This is a genomic window from Propionispira raffinosivorans DSM 20765, from assembly GCF_000381065.1.
GTDB classification, from domain to species: domain Bacteria; phylum Bacillota; class Negativicutes; order Selenomonadales; family Selenomonadaceae; genus Propionispira; species Propionispira raffinosivorans.
Genome location: NZ_KB905897.1, coordinates 1 through 1,544 on the forward strand (window position 1 = coordinate 1; position 1,544 = coordinate 1,544).

3 protein-coding genes are annotated in these 1,544 nt (G+C 38.0%); all 3 read left to right on the forward strand.

Translation table 11 applies throughout. The annotated features are described in order from the left end of the window. Window positions 1-770: hypothetical protein (locus F606_RS23410; RefSeq protein ID WP_211210121.1), on the forward strand; the 770-nt coding region annotated here is incomplete at its 5' end. Window positions 771-782: 12 nt separating this feature from the next. Then, window positions 783-1,133: a DUF2019 domain-containing protein gene (locus F606_RS0120235; protein WP_019555679.1), complete on the forward strand. Its 351-nt coding sequence runs from the start codon at window positions 783-785 to the stop codon at window positions 1,131-1,133. A gap of 150 nt (window positions 1,134-1,283) precedes the next feature. Beyond that, window positions 1,284-1,544, forward strand: a 261-nt coding sequence (locus F606_RS0120240) for a hypothetical protein (protein WP_026329527.1), incomplete at its 3' end; no start/stop codon positions are given.

Consider the following 1,544-nt stretch of genomic DNA (forward strand, 5'->3'; position numbering starts at 1 on the left):
CGACACCTGATCCTGATGTGCAGAAAGCAAATGAATTAATAGCTGCAAACGGGGAAATTGTAGTAGGTGAAGATGGGAAAAAGTATGTAAGAGAATACGATGAAGATGGCAATATTGTCGGAGATTATTATGTACCAAATCAGAATTCTGTAACAGTAACAAATGACGAAAGTGATGGGGGTGCAGGTACATCAATTAGTGATGCTGTTAAAGAGCATATAAACCAGTATAATGATGGCTTATCGCAACGGGAAAATGAAAGTGCTATTCAAATGGCAAGAGTTATCCTAAGAGCGAAAGGGATTGACCCTGATGATCCTGCTAATGCACAACTTCTAGCAGATGAAGCTGAAACTGACAAAATAATGAACAGGCAAGCGATGGATGGTGTTACAGGTTCTGTGAGTGGAGTCGGATACAAGACTTTTAAAGGATTGAAGGCTTATCTTGGATCGCCTGGGGCAGGAAATCAATGGCATCACATAGTAGAACAAGCACAGATAAATGCAAATAGAGCAGGATTTTTGCCGGAAGAAGTAAATACTGTAGAAAATATAATTGCACTGCAATCTGGTAAGGCTAGTGCTCATAGTGGCATTAGTGGGTTATATTCATCAAAACCATACTGGACAAGGGGGTTAACAATAAGAGATTGGTTAGCAACAAAAAGCTTTGAGGAGCAATTTGACTTTGGGATGAATGCATTGAAAGATTATGGTACAGTTGTAAAAGATTCAGCTGGAAAGTGGGTATTTACACCATTTGAATAGAGGAGGTTGTATATGAGACCTTTAGAGAAGATTATAGATGAATATATAGAAGCTTGTATAAAGGGGGAGGATGCACAAGAGCGAGGAGATTCCAAGACGTATAATAAACAGCAAAGGGTTATTCAAAAAATACGAAAAGAATTAAAATTAAATTCGGAATATGGGTTAGAAAAATTGGTTCCATTTTTTGAACACTCAAATAGATTTGTTAGGTTGGAAACTGCAATTAGTTTAGTTCCAATTCAACCCGACCGATCTAAGGCCGTTTTGCTAGAGTTGAGTAATACCAGAGGGCTTACTGCATTTAATGCAAAGATGACACTTTCAGAATGGGAAAAGGGTAATTTAAAGTTTGACTTTTAGTTATTAAAGAGACTATCCTGAATTATGTGTAAACCATCTACGATGGTTTACACTAGAGATTGATTTACCCCTTAAGTAGATGGAATTCTTCATTTAAAAGCCAGCTCTTATTGAATAGGGCTGGCTTTTATGCGGATAGGGGTTCTAGAATTGTTACAGCAAATGTCATTTGATATGGATGTAGCAACTGATAATGGAATGACGGGGAATTTGGCAAAAGGGCTTAGCATATATGAAGAATATGGAGCCTATGAAAATGCGCAGGCAGTCCGGGAAAACCTGAACGCAGGAACCCCAATAGATTATATGGCTTTCAAAGCATTGAGACCGGATTTGGCAATAACGCCAGAACGGGAAAATTATGAAGAGAATAGAAAAGAAAGAGAGAAAAACGAATCTCCATGGGATTAT